The following is a 4,991-nucleotide window of genomic DNA, read 5'->3' as shown; positions in this document are numbered from 1 at the left end:
CCCCTCATCATCAAAAACAGCGGCATCCAACCCCAACGCCGCACACACCTCACCCAACGCCTCGGCAAACACCGGAAACGCAGCAGCCAAACCACGCCCCATCCCCACACGCTGCGCACCCTGACCCGAGAACAAAAACGCCGTCCGCGACTGAGCCCGTACGACCCCTTGGGCGACTCCTGCGGGAGTGGTGCCATCGGCCAGTGCGGCAAGGTCCGCGAGAAGCCTGTCGCGGACCTGCCCCAGCACCACGGCCCGGTGATCGAGGGTGGCACGGGTGGTGGCCAGGGAGAAGGCCACATCGAGCGGGTCGAGGTGAGCGTGTGCCGTCACGTGGGCGTGCAGGCGTTCGGCCTGCGCGCGCAGACCGTCCGCGGTGCGCGCCGACACGAGCCAGGGCAGGACGGGCGGTGCCTCCGCGTCGACTTCCGCGGCCTCGCCGTCATTGACGTCGTCGGCGTCCCCCTCGTTCTCCAACTCGTCATCGGCACGCGGCGGTTCGGCCACGATGACGTGCGCGTTGGTACCGCTGATGCCGAACGACGAGACGCCGGCCCGGCGCGGCCGGTCCTCCTCTGCGATCCACGGCAGCGCCTCGGTGAGCAGTTCGACGTTGCCCTCAGACCAGTCGACGTGCGAGGAGGGCTCGTCGACGTGCAGCGTCCTGGGCAGGATCCCGGCACGCATCGCCATCACCATCTTGATGACGCCGGCCACACCGGCCGCGGCCTGGGTGTGCGCGATGTTCGACTTCAGCGAACCGAGCCACAGCGGGCGGTCGGCCTCGCGTCCCTGTCCGTACGTGGCGAGCAGCGCCTGCGCCTCGATCGGGTCACCGAGCGAGGTACCGGTACCGTGCGCCTCCACCGCGTCCACCTCGTCGGCGGACACCCGGGCATCGGCGAGAGCGGCCCGGATCACCCGCTGCTGGGCCGGGCCGTTGGGGGCGGTCAGTCCGTTGCTGGCACCGTCCTGGTTGACCGCGGAGCCCGCGACGACGGCCAGTACCTCATGTCCGTTGCGGCGTGCGTCGGACAGCTTCTCCAGGACGAGGAGGCCGACGCCCTCACCCCAGCCGGTGCCGTCCGCGCTGTCGGAGAACGCCTTGCAGCGCCCGTCGGGCGCGAGCCCGCGCTGCCGACTGAACTCGATGAACACCGAAGGGCTCGCCATCAGGGCAACGCCACCGGCCAGCGCCAGGCTGCACTCGCCGCTGCGCAGCGACTGGGCCGCCAGATGCAGGGCCACCAGCGACGAGGAGCACGCCGTGTCGACGCTGACGGCCGGGCCCTCAAGGCCGAAGGTGTACGAGATCCGGCCGGAGGCGACGCTGGCCGCGCTGCCGTTGCCGAGCAGGCCCTCGTACTCGTCGGGCAACGGCTGGATGCGCTGGCCGTAGTCGTCGTACATGACGCCGGTGAAGACACCGGTGCGGCTGCCGCGCAGGGAGTCAGGGGCGATCCCTGCGCGCTCGAAGGCCTCCCAGGTGGTTTCCAGGAGCAGCCGCTGCTGCGGGTCGATGGCAGTTGCCTCGCGTGGGCTGATGCCGAAGAAGGCGGCGTCGAAGCGGTCCGCGTCGTAGAGGAAGCCGCCCTCGCGGGTGGAGATGGTGCCGCGGTGGTCCGGGTCGGGGTCGTAGAGCCCGTCCAGGTCCCAGCCGCGGCCCGCCGGGAAGTCGGACACCGCGTCGGTGCCGCTCTCCACGAGCCGCCACAGGTCCTCGGGGGACTTCACTCCGCCCGGGTAGCGGCAGCTCATCGCGACGATCGCGATGGGCTCCTGGTCGCCGGACTCCAGTTCCGCGAGCCGTTCGCGGGCCTCTTGCAGGTCCGCCGTTACCCAGCGGAGGTACTCAACGAGCTTCTCGTCGCTAGCCATTACCTGTTGCCCTTCTTGCGGCCCAGTCCGCGGTCGATGAAGTCGAGGATTTCGTCGGCTGACGCGGTCTGGAGGTGGTCGCGCCCCTTCGTCTGCTGCTTGTTCGTCTGCGGCGCCCGCTCGTCCCGGCGGCGCGCCTGTGTCCACTTGGAGAGCACCGCCTGGAGCCGGCTGGTGATGCGCAGCGCGGCTTCACCGTCGGGTGTCATGCCGAGCAACGCGCCTTCCAGTGCGTCGATTTCGGACAGCATGCGTTCGGCCGGGTCGACCTGTTCGGGTCGCACCAGGGACCACAGATGGACTCCGAGCACGGCCGCGGACGGGTGGTCGAAGACCAGCGTGGACGGCAGCCTGAGGCCCGTGGCCGCGGCTAGCCGGTTGCGCAGTTCGACGGCGGCCAGCGAGTCGAATCCGAGGTCCTTGAAGGACTGTTCGGGGTTGACCTTGCCCGCGGTGTCATGGCCGAGGACCCCCGCCACGTGCCCGTGCACCAGGTCCCGTACGTGGCGTTCCTGCTCGTGCTCCGGCAGGTCGGCCAGCTGTTCGCTGAGCGGGCGTCCGCTCACCGGCGCCGCCGGTCCGCCCGCCACCCGCCGGGCGGGTGCCCGGACGAGGCCGCGCAGCATCGCCGGTAGGTTGCCGGCGCCCGCTTGGCTCTGCAGCGCCACCGAGTTGAGTCGCAGCGGGAGCAGCAGGGCCGTGCCGGCGGCCGTGGCCTCGTCGAAGAGAGCGAGGCCCTGCTGCTCGGAGAGCGCGTCGAACCCCGTACGGGCGAGCCGTCCCCGGTCCTCACCGTCCAGGTCGCCCGTGATGCCGCCCTCCTGCGCCCACAGGCCCCATGCCTGCGCCTGGCCGGGCAGACCCTGGGCCCGACGGTGCTGGGCGAGGGCGTCCAGGAAGGTGTTGGCGGCGGCGTAGTTGGCCTGTCCCGGTCCGCCGAGGACACCGGCGGCCGAGGAGAACAGCACGAACGCCGCCAGCTCGATGTCGCGGGTGGCCTCGTGCAGGTGGACGGCCGCGTCGACCTTGGCCCGCAGCACGGTGGCGAGCCGGTCCCGGGTGAGCAGGTCCACGAGTCCGTCGTCGAGGACGCCCGCGGTGTGCACGACCGCGGTCAGCGGGTGCTCCGGGTTGATTTTGGCGATCAGCTCGGCGACCGCGACCGGGTCCGCCCCGTCGCAGGCGACCACCGACACCGAGGCACCGCCGAGCACCAGTTCGTCGCGGAGCCCGGCCGCGCCGGGCGCCTCGATGCCGCGCCGGCTGGTCAGCACGAGGTGTCGTACACCGCGTTCGGTCACGAGGTGCCGGGCGAGCAGCCGGCCCAGGGAGCCGGTGCCGCCGGTGATCAGGACAGTGCCCTCCACATCCCAGGCAGCGGTGGCGAGTTCCGCCTCCGGCGCCCTGCCGCGGGTGAGCCGCGGGACGAGGGCGGCGCCACCGCGGACGGCGACCTGTGCCTCGCCGGTGGCCAGCGCGGCGCGCACCGCGTCCGCCCAGTCGTCGGGGGTGTCCACGTCGACCAGGACGAACCGTCCCGGGTGCTCGGACTGGGCGGACCGGACCAGGCCCCACACCGGGGCGTGGGCAAGGTCGCTGACGTCGTCGTCCGGGCGGACCGCGACGGCACCCGACGTGACGATCACCAGGGTGGCGTCACCCGCGGCGGGGTCGCCCAGCCACTGGCGGACCGTGTCCAGGACGGTGCCCGCGGCGTCGTGTGCGGCGGCCGTCAGGTCCTCGCACACCTCGGGGAGCCGCGGTAGTACGACGAACTCGGCCTCGCCGTCGGCCGATCGGGCCGAGTCGTGTACGCGCCAGGCGACCTCGGCGGCCTCGCGCTCCGGTTGCGCCTGCGTCCAGTCGACGGTGTACAGCGCAGCACCGTCGTCCGGCCGGGCACGTCGCAGCTGCTCGGCGGGTATCGGCCGCGAGACCAGTGCCTCGACCGAAGCCACCGGCTGCCCCGCACCGTCCGCGAGCTGTACGGCAAGGCCCTCGTCGCCCGCTGGAGCGAGCCGTACCCGGGCCGCCCGTGCCCCGGTGGCGCTCAGCCGCACGCCCGTCCACGCGAACGGCAGCCGTACCTCGCTCCTGTCCTCGCGGGTGGCCAGCGTCGCGTGCAGGGCGGCGTCGAGCAGCGCCGGGTGGACCCCGAACCGTTCGGCGTCCGCGGCCTCCTCGGGCAGCTCGATCTCGGCGAAGACCTCGTCCCCGCGCTGCCATACGGCCGTGAGCCCCTGGAACGCCGGCCCGTACTCGTACCCCTCGGTCGCGAGGCGCTCGTACAGCCCGTGCAGCGGCACGGACTCGGCGCCCCGCGGAGGCCACTGCGTGAGGGCGAAGTCGTCGCGGCCCTGGTCGGCGACGAGCACTCCGCCGGCGTGCCGGGTCCACTCGCCGTCGACCGAGTCGGCGGCTCGCGAGTGGATGCTCACCGCGCGACGGCCCACCTCCTCCTCGGCTCCGACACGCACCTGAACGGTGATGTGCCCCTCGTCGGGCAACACGAAAGGTGCACCGAGGGTGAGTTCCTCGATCCGGTCGCACTGGGTCCCGGCGCCCGCGCGCAGTGCCAGCTCGACCAGGGCGGCGCCGGGCAGCAGGACCATCCCGCCCACGACGTGGTCGGCCAGCCAGGGGCGGGTGCGCAGGTCGAGCCTGCCGGTCAGCACGATGCCCTGGCCGTCGGCCAGCGGGACGGCGGCACCGAGCAGGGGGTGCTCGGCGTCGCCGAGGCCGAGGGCGTCGGGCCGACCGAGGGCGGGATCGGTGTCCTTGAGCCAGTAGCGGCGGCGCTGGAAGGCGTACGTCGGCAGGTCCACCCGGCGGCCGCCAGGCAGCAGCGCCGGCCAGTCGACCACGACGCCGTGTGCCCAGGCTCGGGCGATCGCCGCGGGGAGCGCCTCGTGCTCGGGGCGATCCTTGCGCACCAGCGGCAGGGCGAGCAGCCCGGGACGCTCCTCGTCGAGGGTGTCCTGGGCCATCGCGGTCAGCACTCCGGCAGGGCCCAACTCAAGGAAGACATCGACGCCTTGACCGGCCAACGTCCGTACCCCGTCGGCGAACCGGACAGCCTCACGCACATGCCGCACCCAGTACTCGGGCGTGCT

Annotated in this window: 2 protein-coding genes; both read right to left on the bottom strand. The window is 72.8% G+C overall.

What is annotated here, in order from left to right; translation table 11 throughout:
* Nucleotides 1–1,878: beta-ketoacyl synthase N-terminal-like domain-containing protein (locus AB0E78_RS41735; protein ID WP_361844923.1), on the bottom strand; the 1,878-nt coding region annotated here is incomplete at its 3' end.
* Nucleotides 1,878–4,991: type I polyketide synthase (locus tag AB0E78_RS41730; RefSeq protein ID WP_361844920.1), on the bottom strand; the 3,114-nt coding region annotated here is incomplete at its 5' end. The genes AB0E78_RS41735 and AB0E78_RS41730, both read right to left, overlap by 1 nt.

The sequence above is a fragment of the Streptomyces sp. NPDC032198 genome (assembly GCF_040636975.1).
Classification (GTDB): Bacteria; Actinomycetota; Actinomycetes; order Streptomycetales; family Streptomycetaceae; genus Streptomyces.
The sequence above is the reverse complement of the archived record's forward strand: the minus strand, read 5'-3'. Positions and strand labels throughout refer to the sequence as shown.